The sequence below is a fragment of the Anabaena sp. UHCC 0451 genome (genome assembly GCF_034931405.1).
Classification (GTDB): domain Bacteria; phylum Cyanobacteriota; class Cyanobacteriia; order Cyanobacteriales; family Nostocaceae; genus RDYJ01.
Map to the genome: position 1 here is coordinate 29,986 of NZ_JAYGHA010000004.1, position 13,996 is coordinate 43,981.

12 protein-coding genes are annotated in these 13,996 nt (G+C 37.7%); 3 read left to right on the top strand and 9 right to left on the bottom strand.

The genetic code is table 11. From position 1 onward, the window contains the following. Positions 1 to 94: 94 nt before the first annotated feature. The 3 genes from VB694_RS04055 to VB694_RS04065 all read right to left on the bottom strand — a co-directional run bounded on the left by VB694_RS04055 (position 95) and on the right by VB694_RS04065 (position 2,377). Complete coding sequence (locus VB694_RS04055; RefSeq protein ID WP_323359032.1) at positions 95 to 961, bottom strand: serine protease; 867 nt, start codon at positions 959 to 961, stop codon at positions 95 to 97. Then, positions 954 to 1,472, bottom strand: coding sequence for a COP23 domain-containing protein (locus VB694_RS04060; RefSeq protein WP_323359033.1), 519 nt, complete (start codon positions 1,470 to 1,472; stop codon positions 954 to 956). Before VB694_RS04060 ends, VB694_RS04055 begins: the two co-directional genes overlap by 8 nt. A gap of 107 nt (positions 1,473 to 1,579) precedes the next feature. After that, positions 1,580 to 2,377, bottom strand: a complete 798-nt coding sequence (locus VB694_RS04065) for an SAM-dependent chlorinase/fluorinase (protein ID WP_323359196.1) — start codon at positions 2,375 to 2,377, stop codon at positions 1,580 to 1,582. Positions 2,378 to 2,479: 102 nt separating this feature from the next. On the opposite strand from VB694_RS04065, the gene VB694_RS04070 reads away from it, so the two are divergent. Beyond that, positions 2,480 to 2,635: a hypothetical protein gene (locus VB694_RS04070; protein ID WP_323359034.1), complete on the top strand. Its 156-nt coding sequence runs from the start codon at positions 2,480 to 2,482 to the stop codon at positions 2,633 to 2,635. Positions 2,636 to 3,025: 390 nt separating this feature from the next. On the opposite strand, the gene gatC is transcribed toward VB694_RS04070, so the two are convergent. From gatC to VB694_RS04090, 4 genes are all read right to left on the bottom strand, one after another. After that, complete coding sequence (gatC, locus tag VB694_RS04075) at positions 3,026 to 3,316, bottom strand: Asp-tRNA(Asn)/Glu-tRNA(Gln) amidotransferase subunit GatC (RefSeq protein ID WP_323359035.1); 291 nt, start codon at positions 3,314 to 3,316, stop codon at positions 3,026 to 3,028. 136 nt (positions 3,317 to 3,452) lie between these two features. Further along, a complete protein-coding gene (locus tag VB694_RS04080) occupies positions 3,453 to 3,974 on the bottom strand; it encodes a photosystem I assembly protein Ycf3 (RefSeq protein ID WP_323359036.1) in 522 nt (173 codons plus the stop codon). A gap of 228 nt (positions 3,975 to 4,202) precedes the next feature. Then, a complete protein-coding gene (locus VB694_RS04085; protein WP_323359037.1) occupies positions 4,203 to 5,693 on the bottom strand; it encodes a UDP-N-acetylmuramoyl-L-alanyl-D-glutamate--2,6-diaminopimelate ligase in 1,491 nt (496 codons plus the stop codon). A gap of 32 nt (positions 5,694 to 5,725) precedes the next feature. Next, positions 5,726 to 6,025, bottom strand: a complete 300-nt coding sequence (locus tag VB694_RS04090; RefSeq protein ID WP_323359038.1) for a glutaredoxin family protein — start codon at positions 6,023 to 6,025, stop codon at positions 5,726 to 5,728. Positions 6,026 to 6,127: 102 nt separating this feature from the next. Between VB694_RS04090 and rnc the strand changes: the two genes are divergently transcribed. Further along, a complete protein-coding gene (rnc, locus tag VB694_RS04095) occupies positions 6,128 to 7,309 on the top strand; it encodes a ribonuclease III (RefSeq protein ID WP_323359039.1) in 1,182 nt (393 codons plus the stop codon). Positions 7,310 to 7,315: 6 nt separating this feature from the next. Here the strand turns inward: rnc and VB694_RS04100 are convergent, their stop codons facing one another. Next, positions 7,316 to 10,345, bottom strand: coding sequence for a PAS domain S-box protein (locus VB694_RS04100; RefSeq protein ID WP_323359040.1), 3,030 nt, complete (start codon positions 10,343 to 10,345; stop codon positions 7,316 to 7,318). A gap of 569 nt (positions 10,346 to 10,914) precedes the next feature. Next, positions 10,915 to 13,356, bottom strand: coding sequence for a phosphoenolpyruvate synthase (ppsA, locus tag VB694_RS04105; protein WP_323359041.1), 2,442 nt, complete (start codon positions 13,354 to 13,356; stop codon positions 10,915 to 10,917). A gap of 318 nt (positions 13,357 to 13,674) precedes the next feature. On the opposite strand from ppsA, the gene VB694_RS04110 reads away from it, so the two are divergent. Further along, positions 13,675 to 13,854: a hypothetical protein gene (locus tag VB694_RS04110; protein ID WP_323359042.1), complete on the top strand. Its 180-nt coding sequence runs from the start codon at positions 13,675 to 13,677 to the stop codon at positions 13,852 to 13,854. Positions 13,855 to 13,996: the final 142 nt, after the last annotated feature.

The following is a 13,996-nucleotide window of genomic DNA, read 5'->3' on the forward strand; positions in this document are numbered from 1 at the left end:
CCTCAAAACTCTAAATATCATTAATTTTTTGACTTTTGACTTTTGACTTTTGACTTCCCGAAGGGTGTCCTGATTCTGACAAAAATCATCAATGTTATTTTACCATGTTGTGAGTCAGAGACTCACCTTTTGCATTCCCAGTCTGAGACTGGGAACGAGAATGTTTAATGTTTAATTTTTTTATGGGTACTGCCCAACTTAAACGGATAATTTGTTGATGTAATGTTTCCGTTGTTGGTGTACCATCAATATATGTTGAGGGATTGTCCCAAATAGGAAAAGCGTGCATCCCGTTAACACCGACTAACTCACCTTGTTTATTTAATAATGGTCCCCCGCTCATGCCTTTGTCGAGTTGGTTAGTGTATCCTATTTGATATCCGCCTTCTAGTGCTTTTTCTAAGACTAAGGCTATTTTTCCGGTGGTGAGTGTCAGTTCTTTAACTGTGCTGTTTTCCTGGTTGATGGGAAAACCAAATACAAATACTTCGTCTCCGGTTTTGGGTTTCTCTCCCATAACTGCAACTGCATAATTTTCTGTGCTGGAAAATTCTAATATCCCTAAATCATATTTTTCTAACTTTGCTGTTTTTGATACTTCTGCCTTATGCAGCTTTCCATCTGGAGTTACTATTTTATAAGGTGGTTTGTCTGCTGCTAATACATGAGCATTGGTTAAAACTGTATAGATGTTATCTTGCTTTTTCAGCAAAATTGCTGAACCCAGGAACTCTGTTGATAGCACTTTGACGCTAATATCTTTCCCTTGTTGTTTTAACTGGGTTTGGGAAAGTTCGGGTTTTAGTTGTTCAACATTTCCATTTTTACTTTCATTTCCCGCAGAAACACCGATGTTAGCAGTTGATGTTGACAGGAGGAGAGATAAACCGCTAACACAGGTAATTAGTTTAATGATGTTAAAATCAAGCAATTTAAAAAGATAGGATAATTTTTTACTCACTTGTTAACTGCTGGAAATAGATATCAAAATCAAACATAATATCGTCAGGATCACCATTTTGAGTCAGAATTTTACCCGCTGCTAAAGCATTCCGATTAAATAGTCTGTTAGCTACCGCTTTCCTATTTGCACCTGTTTTGAGAGTAAATAATAAATTCCTGCTATTACAGATGGTATTAGCGTCACTTCCAGAGCAAATTACAGGTTGTCTGTTAACTATCCCACTGGCGATTTTTCGCAGTGTACCATTATCATAATTGCGCTGAAATCTTGATGATACTTCGTAACACCGATTTTTGGGATTATAAGGTGTGGGGAAGTCTGTTGATGTCCAACCCATAACCCGGTATATTCTCCCATCTTCTGTTCGGGCAAAGGTGAAATATTGACCGCCACTTCTGCCACAATAGAATGTAGTACCTCTAGCATAGCTAGGTTCACTGATGCTGAGGGTGGTAGCTAAAGCTAGTAAAGCTCCGAAAATAAAGGTTATTGATAATCTTGGGTTCATTTTGTTTTTGCGTTGACAGTAATTTTATACCTTAAATCTCACATTCTCACTTCTTCTCTTCCTTTGCTCCTTTGCGCCTTTGCGTGAAACTCCTCTTTCAGTATAAATTAGCAACCTTGCAAAAACAAGACCTGTAAATTATCAAGATATTTAATTTGCAATTGTATCTGTGCATTACCACTATTTACAGCAATTTCGACACAACCGTGACTACCAACTAAAGCTAAAGCTTCCCCAACTTCCACATCACTGTAAGTTGTACATCCTGGTATAGTCAAACCTTGAACCTGCACACACCAATTTTTACCCTGTACATAACTTGCGGGAATATTACTAACTAAATTACCAAAGTGATCTATATATTGAATACAACCCGCTACACCGTTTGTATTTTCCCAACATTCCCCAATATCCAATTTTACCAAAGTTTCAGGATTGATTTCCCTTCCTAGTTCTTGCAGAGATACACCACTTGCTAGATGCGCTGCTGCTGGTGCAAAAATATCTCTACCGTGAAAAGTGCTGCTAGGTTGAGATACACGCCAAAAGTTAATATTTGTCAATTCTACTGCTGCAATTACCGAATGCTGGGAAATGACACCGCTGAAAATACCGTTATCGGGTCCGACAAGATAGCCTTGAGCTAATTCTACTGCGATCGCTCTCCTTTTACTACCCACCCCCGGATCTACCACTGCTAAATGTACCGTACCTTTGGGAAAATAAGCATAAGCATTCATCAAGCAAAATCTAGCTGCGGCGATGTTTTGCGGTGGAATATGGTGTGTTAAGTCTATTAAGGTCAAATTTGGGTTAATTTGGGCTATTACACCTTTCATTACCCCTACATAAACATCCTTATCACCAAAATCACTCAATAAAGTCAGGATTTTTGATTGACTCATCATTAATATATATTATTTTACAAAAATCTGTAACAAGAGCTACAAAAGGTATGCTATGTTAAAAAAACATGACATAAAAATCAACTTAAAGAGGTTATGGTTATGAGTAGTAATAGACTCCAAGCAGTTCAAAAAGCCAACGAAGCACACAGACAGAATATTCAAAAAAGCGTAAAACACCGTTTAGAAGTAGCTAAATCCAAAGGTGATGAAAACCTAATCCGTCAACTTGAAGCAGAACAAGCTTATTATAGCTAACACGGTTAAGTAAAATTTTTAGACTTCATGGTTTTGTTGTGTACAGTCCCGCGAAAGCAGGTTTTTTTGTAGGATCATTTAATCAAATCTAAGCAAAAAATCAGGGTGAGAAATATTCCCACCCCAAAAAAGTTTTGATTTTATAGCCGTGGACAGGGTGGTTAGGACATCAATTGATAATGAAACTCTTACAAAAAAGGGAACAGGGAACAAGGAACAGGGAACAGATAAGAAACTTTAGTTCTGAGTTTAAAGCTCAGTCAGAAAAAACAGTGTCATTATTTCAATCTCATGTTTTTAAACATGAGTTTTTTCTGTTAAGAGTTCCCTGTGAATACAAGAGGGTTTTACTCCTGACTCCTGACTCCTGACTCCTCATATAATTGCTATCTAATCAGCATTGAGGATTTTAGGAACTTTGAAAAAATCACCTTCCTGTTCAGGTGCGCTGCTGAGGATAGCTTCTCTATCAGGATAGGGTTGTAAATTATCTTCTCGTGTCACATTACTAACATCAATTGCTCTAGTTGTCGGAAGTATATCGGTGACATCAAGTTCACTCAGTTGTTCGATATACTCCAAAATACTACCGAGTTGGGTAGTAAATATCTCCTCTTCATCTGGTGTCAATTCTAACCGAGCGAGATTAGCAACTTTGTGGACTTGTTCACGATCTATCATAGTCAGAGAATAGGGAATAGGGAATAGAGAATAGGGAATAGGGGAACAGGTGACAGTGAAGAGGAAAGAAGCAAAAGTTCTTTAATTTTGACTTTTGACTTTTGACTTTTGACTTGATTTGTCCCCAGTCCCCAGGTTAAAAGAATACGTCAATTTGCGATCGCCCGGTAGTTTTTAACCAGTTTTGCGCTTCAATGTAATTATTGGGAGCCATGCGAATTGCTCTCACCCAATAATCTGCAGCCTGGTCAAAAAGTGCTTCTCCAGCGTCATTATCCCCTTCTTCCTTAGCCTTTTCACCCTTAAAATGATAAATCACAGCGATGTTATTCAAAGCTTGGGGTAGACGAGGATTCAACTCAACAGCTTGGTGATAAAATTCTAAAGCCTTCTCATGGTCGCCATTACTAGCATAAATCAGACCCATATTATAAAAAATATAACTCCTGTCGTTGGTGTCTTCCTCTAGAGTTAAGGCTTCCTGATAATAATCTAGTGCTTCAGCGTATTCACCTTCAGCTTGTGCTGACATTCCATCTCGGTAATAAACAAAAGCTTCCTTAGCTTTCCTGTTAGTTGGCAAAATTTTCAGGATTATGTCTGCCATAACCGTAAAAGACTTGTCAACAAAATTATCGTTTTTCTGTGTTCTTGGCATATTTGCCCCTCTAGCGACTCAAAACAAGTAGACTTTGTAGGAACTAAATTCTTAGCAACTCAATAGTTAATCTAACTGATTTCTGGTTACTTCTCATGAGTTTAGGAGTCAGGAGTTCAGGAGCTAAAAGAATTAAATTCTTTCTTAATACCTTTGCTCCTTAGCGCCTTTACGTGAAACCTTAATTAAAACGTAGTTTATTTACCTAAAAACGTCCGTAAGCTGCTTTTATCCTGGAATCGTAATTCTAGCTTGTAAAGCTTCCCGTGCTTGTTCCCGGTCATCGAAGTGGATTTTTTCAGTCCCCAGAATTTGATAATCTTCGTGGCCTTTACCTGCCAATAATACCCCATCACCGGGTTTAGCTGCCAGTATAGCAGTCCGAATTGCCGTAGCGCGATCGCAAATTACCATTGGTTGAATTGTATCAGGAATACCTGCCAAAACATCCTCTAAAATCTTATCTGGGTCTTCCGTGCGGGGATTATCCGATGTCACCACCGCAATATCAGCCAGTTCTGCGGCTATTTTACCCATTTTCGGGCGTTTTGTCCTGTCTCTATCTCCCCCACACCCAAACACACAAATCATTCTTCCAGGTATAAAAGGACGGGCAGCTTTCAGTAAATTTTCTAAACTATCAGGAGTGTGAGCATAATCCACAATCACGCTCACATCTTGGTCAGGAGTAATTTGCACCCGTTCCATTCTTCCCGGCACACCTGGAAAATCAGGTATAGAATTTGCTACAACTTGTAAATCTAAACCCAGATGTAAAACCGCACCAACAGCAGCCAAAAGATTTTCTAAATTATATTGTCCCACCAAAGGCGAACTAAAAGCTGTATCACCTTTGGGAGTATGTAAAATTCCGCTCACACCATTTGGCTGATAATTTAAATTACTCATGCAAAAATCGGCATGATTATCATTAACGCTATAAGTCCAAACTTGTTCCTTACTTAAATCAGCAATTAAACGTTTACCATATTCATCATCAGCATTAATCACTGCCCGACCTTGAAGATAATCAGGGCTAAATAACAAAGCCTTCGCCCCAAAATAATCCTCCATATCCTTGTGATAGTCAAGATGATCTTGGGTAAGATTAGTAAATACAGCCACCTCAAACGGACAACCAAACACCCTATCCTGCGCTAAAGCATGGGAACTGACTTCCATCACCCCAAACTCAGAACCAGCGTTAACAGCAGCAGCTAAACTTTGCTGTAAGTCCACCGCAAAAGGAGTAGTAAAAGCCGCAGTTTGGGAAAAACCAGGCCAGCGAGTGTAAAGAGTTCCTAACAAAGCCGTCGCTAAATTAGCTTTCGTGAGAAAATATTCAATCAGATGGGTAGTTGTGGTTTTACCATTCGTGCCGGTAACACCCACCATCTTCAACTTTTGTCCAGGATAACCATAAAAAGCCGCAGAAACTTGAGCGCAAGCTTTATTCATATTACTGGCACTAACCACCACAGAATCAGGTGTAGGCGGATTTTTTGCCATTGCTTCCGAGGAAACAATAGCCGCAACAGCACCAGCAGCTAAAGCACTAGGCCAAAACTCACCCCCATCAACCCTAGTTCCAGGCATTCCCATAAACAAATCTCCCACATCACAGGCATGGGAGTTAGTTTTTATCCCTTTAACTTCCACATCCGCAATATTTGGATATTCTACACCATCTACCGCCGCCAATAATTCCCGTAAATTCATATACCACACCTTGCTACAAGCTAACCTTGCGCTTATTCTGCATTATTTTTTTCTGAATTGGGAATATATTTTAAAAGCATTTGTTCCAATTGCTTGACACTAGCACGAGGAGAAGGACGGGGTATAGGTTGTAACTCCTCTGTGTCCTCCGTGCCTCTGTGGTTCGATAAAAACAAAACCGGAATTTCATACTGATAAGCCGCAAACCAATCTTCACGAGTAGTAATATCTCGAATTTCCAACTCAAAACTGAGATGTTCAATTTTTTCCAACTTCTCTTGCAAGCCTTCACAGAGATGACAATCGGGTTTACTGTATAATATTAATTTCATTTTCAAGTGTAATCTCCATTATAATAACAACTGTATTATATATACAACTGTATTAAGTCTTTATGTATCTCAAAATCTTTTAAGATCATCTGCATCTGGAATATGTTAAATAACCGTGACGCAATTGGAAAATGCCTCGAATTACTTTCTCAAGGTTTATATCCTTATGTTGAACAGAAAATGAAACTTGAGTATACTAACCAATGGCTTGCTCAAGCTGGACAATGCTTATCTCCAGATACAAATTTAAAACGAACTACAGAAGAACGGTTACAGCAAGATATATCATCATTACTTTCTGTGATGACAAAACGATGGGACAGAGTGTTTAAACCCCATTTATCTGCTGTTGAAAGAGCATTTACCAGTGAAATTATTGATATTCGCAATAAATGGGCGCATAATACACCATTTTTTACAGAAGATGCTTATCGTGCTATAGATAGTATTTATCGTTTATTACAAGCTATTGAAGCCGAAGAATCACAAGAAGTTGAAAAATATAAACAAAAGATTTTTCAAAATCTAATACAAGAACAAAATCGGAGTCAAAAACGCACACAACAGCTATCTAGTCAAGAAATAAGAATTAAGGAACGTTTAGCTGGAATTCTGAATAATATTCCTTTTGAAGATGTTACTTTATTAGAAAGATCATTAACTCATCGTTCTTATGCCTATGAAAATAGAATCAATAAAGATAATGAACAATTAGAATTTTTAGGAGATTGTATTTTGGGTTTCTTAGCAGGTGCTTATATTTATCAAGTGTACGGGGATATTTCTGAAGGTGAATTAAGTAAATTAAAAGAACGTCTAGTTGATAATCCGCAATTAGCAAAATTAGCCGATAAATTAAATTTGGGACAATGGATATTATTAGGTAAAGGAGAAAAATCACAGGATGGTAGCAAAAAAGAATCTCTATTGAGTAATACTTTTGAGGCTATTATTGGTGCATATTATCTAGATTCTGGTATCCAATCTGTCCAAGAATTAGTATATCCTTTATTTGCATCAGTTGTTGAGGATAAAATTCCTGAAGATATCAGTTTAGAAAGTTTAGTTGATGCTAAAAATTCATTACAACAACACGCTCAAAAAAATGGGTTTGATATTCCCACATATAGGACTATCCAAGAAACTGGACAAGATCACAATAAAGAGTTTACTGTTCAAGTAGAAATAAATGGTAGAATCTATGGTCAAGGAAAAGGTAAGAAAAAGAAAGATGCAGAAAAACAAGCAGCTACAAATGCTTTGCAAAAACTCAATTTACTTTAATGTAAGTTAGATAATATACGAATTACCAATTACTTGATTTAAGTTTTGCAATAATTCATTAGCAGTGTAAGGTTTTAATAAAACTGCTTGTACTTTTGTTTCCGATGATTCTGGTAATAACTCGATTGTACCCAATCCACTACAAGCAATTATTTGTACCTGGGGGTTAATTTTTTGTAAACTGTAAATTGCCGTAATCCCATCCATTTCTGGCATCATCATATCCATTAAAACCACGCTGATTTGCTGTTTGTGTTGAGCATAAAGAGAGATAGCTTCAAGGCCATTACTAGCAGTTAAGGTTTGGTAATTATTATTTTCCAAAATGATTTTAGCTAGGTCACGAATTTGAGGTTCATCATCGACTATTAAAATCAATTCTTTTTTTCCTGGTGCGATTTCTAATTGTTCCACATCAGGAGGTTGAGGAGATTCTAAAGAAGGCAAGAATACCTGAAATGTACTGCCTTTACCCACTTGACTAGAGACTGTAACAAAACCATAATGACTTTTAACAATTCCTAATGCCGTTGATAAACCCAATCCCGTGCCAACACCGACTTCTTTAGTAGTGAAAAATGGTTCAAAAATTCTATCTAATATGTCTGAAGACATTCCCATACCTGTATCGGTAATCGTAATTACAATATAATGACCGACTTTAGCATCAAGATTCATGCGGGTATAAGTTTCATCAATAAATCTATTTTCCGCAGAAATTGTCAGCAGTCCACCGACTGGCATCGCATCACGGGCATTAACTACCAGGTTCATTAATACCTGATGTATTTGTGTGCTGTCTCCACAAATAGTCCCCAGGTTTTCCTGTATATGGATACTAAATTCGATGGATTTGGTAAATGTTTGTTGACCAATTTGAATAATTTCCGTCAGCAAGTGTTTAACTTGCACAATTGTTCTTTCTCCTTTAAATCCTCGCCCAAAAGATAAAACTTGCTTAACTAAAGCCGCACCGCGTTTAGCATTAATTTCAATCATAGATAGAAGATGGGGATGACGTTCTTTATCTTTAGCACATCTGCCTTTAATTAATTGGGATGCGACTAAAATAGGTGTCAATATATTATTCAAGTCGTGGGCCATACCGCTGGCTAATGTACCCAGGCTTTCTAATCGCTGGGTGCGTAAAAATTGTTCTTCTAGTTGTTTCTTTTCTGTAATATCAGTATCTACAATGAGGATAGATTTTGGTTGTCCGTCGTCATCAAACATCAATGTCCAACGACTTTGAACAAGAATTTTCTGGCCGAATTTAGTTAATTTATGTAACTCACCTTGCCAAGTTCCCGACTTCACTACAGTTTTGAGTGCAGTTGCTTCTGCTTGAGATGTGGTTTCAGAAGAGAAAATATCCTTGAGGTTTTTACCCACAGCTTCATCTTTTTCCCAACCGTAAATCCTCTCTGCACCTTGACTCCAAAATAAAATTTCTGTCTGGAAATCTCGGACAAAAATGGCATCAGTAGCAATATCTAATAAAGCAGCTTGTTCGTAGATTTGCTGTTCTTTTTGTTTTTGCTCAGTGATATCTTCGGCGATACCACTAAAATATTGAATTTCTCCTTGTTCATTTGTGATGGGAAAGCATCTAACCAACATCCAGCGGATTGATCCATCTGGTCTGACAATACGGTATTTTACATTAGAAGCCTCTGTGTTTGGAAGATTTTGCCGTGCTTCTGTTAAGATGCGATCTTCGGGATGAATGGATTCTATCCACGATTGAGGATTTTCCCACAAACTTTGGCAGGAACGACCCCATATTTTTTCATAAGCAGGATTTATATATAGCGTTTTCCCCGTTTTATAGCAGCTAATCCAGATAACCAGCGTGGGAATATTGTCACCAAATTGACGAAATATTCCCTCACTTTTCCGCAGTGCTGCTTCTGTTTCCTTGCGTTCTTTAATTTCTTGTTGCAAAGCTTGATTGGCGACTACCAATTCTGATGTACGTTCTGCTACTATTTTTTCTAACTCTTCAGTAGCTAGACGCACGGCAGTTTCTGATTGCTTCCGTTCGCTAATATCAGATAATAACCAACTCCAGCCACTTTGTTGACCTTGAGAATCATACATAGCTGCTATTTTCATATTAGCAGGAAAGGGCTTTTTTCGTCGTGGTTGCAGGGAAACTTCCCATTCTTGGAACTGTTGCAAATTTGCTAGTCTGTTGATAAAATTACACCGCTCTGATTGAGCAATAAAAATTCTGATTGGTTTACCTAAGAGATGCTTTTGGTTTATAGATAATAAGGATGAAGCTGTGTGATTAGCTTCTTGAATAATGCCATCATTATCAGTTACTAAATAACCACAAGGTGTAAATTCAAATAAATTTTGATAACGTCTGCGTTCTAATTCAGTAATTTCATTAGCAATAAGTAGTTGTTCGTTTTGTTGGCGGATTTCTTCTTCAACAATTTGCAATTCTTCTATAGTTTGTTGCAGTTTTTCTTTGATTTTTATCTCTTGAGTAATTTTTTCATCTACCAATCTTTCTAATAAATCGTTATTTTCAGTACCTAATTCTCTTATTTGCTGTATGCTGTCAACAACACCAGCTATTCTCACTATATCCAACTCTTGCAATATTTCAGATTCAGTTATTAGTCCTAGTAGTTTTCCCTCATCATCAATAATTGGTAAATGATGGATTCTCTGCTGTTGCAATATTGATAAGACTTTAGAAATATCCTGGAAATCAGATTGTTTTAAGGTGATGAGTTGCTGGGTCATCACTTCCGATATTTTTGTCTTAGAAAAGTCTATACTCAAAGATGTTAATCTTAGTATGTCTCTAAGCGTCAATATTCCTAATAATTTTTCTTCTTCTACCACTAAAACATAGCTACTTGATTTTTGGCTGTCTTTGCTAAATGCTTTATTGCTTTTTCCTTGATTCATCAAGATAGTAGCATCTATTAGATGACTATCACGACTAATCGTTAAGGGATAACGATTTATAACTTGATGTAAATTTGTTAAACTAACTACCTGCTCGTTTAATTGCATATAATCTATAGTTAAAATAATCCTAATGGGTATGAGGCTAAGTTAACACTAGGTTTTTGTGAATTGAAGATAGTCTTTAAGCAAATCAATAATAAGAAAACCTAAGTGATACTCTGTAAGTATGTATGAACCATCTTATCACTAACCAGATCCAGAAATAATTTTTAATCATTGAAAATGAAAAAATTACTCCCCGCCGACTTACTTATGGCGTTTCCCAGTCTAATGAAGTACACACCAATTTATTCACTGTTCCCTGTTCCCTGTTCCCTGTTCCCTGTTCCCTGTTCCCTAAAACGAAAAAACTTTGTACTTCACTAGCATGAGAACGGCTATAATATATAGATAGGATTGCAAAGAACCTCTAACATCAACAAAAGTGGTAACACTCTTAGATGTAAGTCATGGGAGTAAGGCCAAACCAGGATCTGTAGAAGAGGCGATGATAGGAGGTTCGGGTAAGAATTGCAAAACCAGTCAACCTAAGTCAGTTGAGGAGAGTTGATTGAAAGGAATAACCGCAGACAAGTGAAGGGTCTAGTTGCTATCAACCAGACCCTTTAGTTATTCTATGAATTACCTTCTGCTGAGGCAATTTCTAACATTGTCTTGATCACAGAATCAGGGTTAAGACTAATAGAATCAATTCCCAATTCTACTAAAAACCGCGCAAATTCTGGATAATCGCTAGGGGCTTGACCGCAGATACCGATTTTGCGACCATAGTTTTGCACAGTGGCGATCGCTTTGGCAATGGTCCTTTTAACAGCTTCATTACGTTCATCAAACAAATGTGCCACTAACTCAGAATCTCGATCTAATCCTAATGTTAACTGTGTCAAGTCGTTAGAACCAATAGAGAAACCGTCAAAGATTTGGCTAAATTCGTCTGCTAACACCACGTTACTCGGTAACTCGCACATTACATAAACTTGCAAGCCGTTTTCACCCTGTACCAAGCCATTTTTTGCCATTTCTGCGATTACCCGTTTTCCTTCTTCGGGAGTGCGACAGAAAGGAACCATCAACACCATATTGGTTAAACCCATTTCATCCCGTACCCGTTTCATGGCCTGACATTCCAGGGCAAAACCTTCACGATAACGAGGATCATAGTAGCGAGAAGCACCACGCCAACCAATCATCGGGTTTTCTTCTTTGGGTTCAAATTGTCTACCACCCAAAAGGTTTGCATATTCGTTACTCTTGAAATCAGACAAACGAACTATGACAGGTTTGGGATAAAATGCTGCGGCAATTGTACCAATACCTTGCGCTAATTGAGCTACGAAAAATTCGGCTTTATTTTCGTATTGGGCTGTTAATTCCGCAATCTTATATTTTGCCAGTTCGTCTTCTAATTCATCAAAGTGTAACAATGCTAAAGGATGTGCCTTAATGTGGTTAGCAATAATAAATTCCATCCTTGCTAAACCCACACCATCATTAGGAATGGCAGTTAAACCTAAAGCCTCTTCTGGGTTGCCCACATTCATCATAATTTTAGTGCGGGTACGAGGCAGATTATCTAAAGGTAATTCTTGAATTTCAAAGTTTAATAAACCTGCATAAACTTTGCCTGTTTCACCTTCAGCACAACTAACAGTTATTTCCTGTCCTGTTTTTAATACTGTCGTCGCATTTCCACAACCAACAATTGCCGGAATTCCCATTTCTCTAGCGATAATTGCAGCGTGACAAGTTCTACCACCGGAGTTAGTCACAATGGCGCTGGCACGTTTCATAATTGGTTCCCAGTCTGGATCTGTGCGGTTAGTTACTAACACTTCTCCGGCTTGGAATTGGTTGATTTGATGGACATCAAGAATAACTCTGGATTTACCTTGTCCAATCATTTCGCCAACGCTACGACCTGTTAAGAGAACATCACCTTTTTCTTTGAGGATGTAAGTTCTGAGAACAGTTTTAGATTTTTGAGATTGGACTGTTTCTGGTCTAGCTTGGACTATAAATAATTCTCCCGTAATCCCATCTTTTGCCCATTCAATATCCATGGGTGTAAACATACCCCGGACTTGGGAATAATGGTCTTCAATGATGCAAGCCCATTCGGCGAGTTGTAAAATCTCGTCATTATTTAAAGCAAATTGTTTGCGTTCTGATTCGGGAACAGAGACGTTTTTAGTTAATTTTGTCCCGCCAACATCATAAACCATTTTAATTTCTTTTGTTCCCAAACGTTTTTGGAGAATGGGTTTAAATCCTTTTGTCAAGGTGGGTTTAAATACTAAATATTCATCGGGATTAACTGCACCTTGAACGACGTTTTCACCTAAACCATAAGCTGCTGTAATTAACGCTGCATCTTTAAAACCGGTTTCCGTATCAATGGAGAACATGACACCAGAACTAGCCAAGTCAGAACGTACCATTTTTTGTACGCCTACTGATAGTGCGACCTCAAAATGATCAAAACCTTTGAGTTGGCGGTAAGAAATAGCACGGTCAGTAAAAATGGAAGCAAAGCATTTATGGCAGGATTCTAATAAGCTTTTGAGTCCGTGAACATTGAGGTAAGTTTCTTGTTGTCCTGCAAAACTGGCATCGGGTAAATCTTCAGCGGTGGCGCTAGAACGCACTGCCACATCCGTATCTTCACCGTATTCTTGACATAACGCTTGATAGGAACTAGCGATCGCTCCTTGCAATTCTAACGGAAATGGCGTTTCTAACATCAGCGATCGCGCTTGTTTACCACATTGGCGCAAATTGTCAACATCTTCTACATCTAATGTTGCAAAAATCTTTCTCAGTTTGACTTCTAAACCTGCGTTGGTGATGAAATATCTATAAGCGAAAGCTGTGGTAGCAAACCCAGTTGGAACTTTGACTCCCTTTGATTTTAACTGCTGAATCATTTCGCCCAAAGAGGCATTTTTTCCACCGACAAAGGGAATATCTGCAATCCCAACGGTATTAAAAGGCAGGATTAATGCCTGTTCTTTGGCGGCTGGGTGATCGGTTTCTTGATTGCGTCGTGTTTCCAGCATATTTTTGAGTCCTTGAAAACCTACAAATATTTTAGTTAAAAAGCTTTTAGTAAATCCTGATACTTTTTGTTTTCATAATTATTTTATACAAACAAAATTTGAGGAACTTGTGAGGAAAATATTAACGAAATGTAACGTAAATATTGACAGGTTGTTTCGCAATATTACAGTATATTTTGAGATAGTAAGAATCCTCACAACTTCCTCACATTTATCAACTATATTAAAGATATAACAAATTGGTCTCTGATTCCTACTCGGCTAGTCAACTGGCTACCAGATAGGAGCAAGATTTTTAGTAATAGGATTTAGAAATATATGAATTACTGTCCTTGCTGTTCTAATTTACTTTTACGACATATATCTAGTTCACATAAATACTGGTTTTGTCGCACCTGCTGGCAAGAAATGCCCGTTATACAAAGAAATCTTTCATTTTCTTTAGCAGAAGCTATTTTAGATAAAATTCCTAGACAAAATGCAAGAGTTGCCGCTTAATAATCAAAAAGCTAAGTAGGTGAACAAGAAAATTTAAAGGTATGTGAAGAAAAGTAAAATCGCTCAAAACTCTCTTCCTGTTCCCTGTTCCCTGTTCCCTTGCCCCAACGACAATTTTTAACGCCCACCTACTTATAGGGAT

Coding starts and splice junctions, on each gene's coding strand:
- VB694_RS04060 (WP_323359033.1), bottom strand. CDS start 1,472: ATGAACCCAAGATTATCAATAACCTTTATTTTCGGAGCTTTACTAGCT.
- VB694_RS04065 (WP_323359196.1), bottom strand. CDS start 2,377: ATGAGTCAATCAAAAATCCTGACTTTATTGAGTGATTTTGGTGATAAG.
- VB694_RS04070 (WP_323359034.1), top strand. CDS start 2,480: ATGAGTAGTAATAGACTCCAAGCAGTTCAAAAAGCCAACGAAGCACAC.
- gatC (WP_323359035.1), bottom strand. CDS start 3,316: ATGATAGATCGTGAACAAGTCCACAAAGTTGCTAATCTCGCTCGGTTA.
- VB694_RS04080 (WP_323359036.1), bottom strand. CDS start 3,974: ATGCCAAGAACACAGAAAAACGATAATTTTGTTGACAAGTCTTTTACG.
- VB694_RS04085 (WP_323359037.1), bottom strand. CDS start 5,693: ATGAATTTACGGGAATTATTGGCGGCGGTAGATGGTGTAGAATATCCA.
- VB694_RS04090 (WP_323359038.1), bottom strand. CDS start 6,025: ATGAAATTAATATTATACAGTAAACCCGATTGTCATCTCTGTGAAGGC.
- rnc (WP_323359039.1), top strand. CDS start 6,128: ATGTTAAATAACCGTGACGCAATTGGAAAATGCCTCGAATTACTTTCT.
- VB694_RS04100 (WP_323359040.1), bottom strand. CDS start 10,345: ATGCAATTAAACGAGCAGGTAGTTAGTTTAACAAATTTACATCAAGTT.
- ppsA (WP_323359041.1), bottom strand. CDS start 13,356: ATGCTGGAAACACGACGCAATCAAGAAACCGATCACCCAGCCGCCAAA.
- VB694_RS04110 (WP_323359042.1), top strand. CDS start 13,675: ATGAATTACTGTCCTTGCTGTTCTAATTTACTTTTACGACATATATCT.